The sequence below is a fragment of the Enterococcus cecorum genome (assembly GCF_052119425.1).
Taxonomy (GTDB): Bacteria; Bacillota; Bacilli; order Lactobacillales; family Enterococcaceae; genus Enterococcus_E; species Enterococcus_E cecorum_C.
The window spans coordinates 1-361 of record NZ_JBQKFH010000120.1 but is presented as its reverse complement, the minus strand read 5'-3'; the positions used below and the strand labels follow the sequence as shown (position 1 = coordinate 361).

2 protein-coding genes are annotated in these 361 nt (G+C 39.3%); both read left to right on the top strand.

Features of this window, described 5'->3' with window-relative positions; translation table 11 throughout:
* Window positions 1-127 (top strand): transposase domain-containing protein (locus ACTQZM_RS12110; RefSeq protein ID WP_441653907.1); only part of this gene is annotated, 127 nt, incomplete at its 5' end.
* Window positions 84-361: IS66 family transposase zinc-finger binding domain-containing protein (locus ACTQZM_RS12105; RefSeq protein ID WP_441653906.1), on the top strand; the 278-nt coding region annotated here is incomplete at its 3' end. The genes ACTQZM_RS12110 and ACTQZM_RS12105, both read left to right, overlap by 44 nt.

Here is a 361-nt window from a genome sequence, read left to right as displayed (position 1 = left end):
ACAAGTTGCTTACCTTACCAAAAAACTTTATGGTAAATCCTCTGAAAAGCGTGACTATAACCAGAATCAATTGAGCTTGTTTGATGACATGGAATTTCCTGAAGAAGAAAGTGACTGTCCCAGGTAAAGCAGCAGAAGAAGAAACCATTACTTATCGTCGGAAAAAAGCGAAAGGCAAACGGCAAGCCATTTTTCAGCAATTTAAACCAGAAGTCATCCACCATGAATTGATGGGAGATGCTTGTACCTGTCCAGATTGTCATGAAAGGTTAAAAGAGATTGGTTCGTGTGTGCAACGACAAGAATTAGTCTATGTTCCTGCACAGTTAAAACGAGTGGATCATATTCAGCATGCCTATAA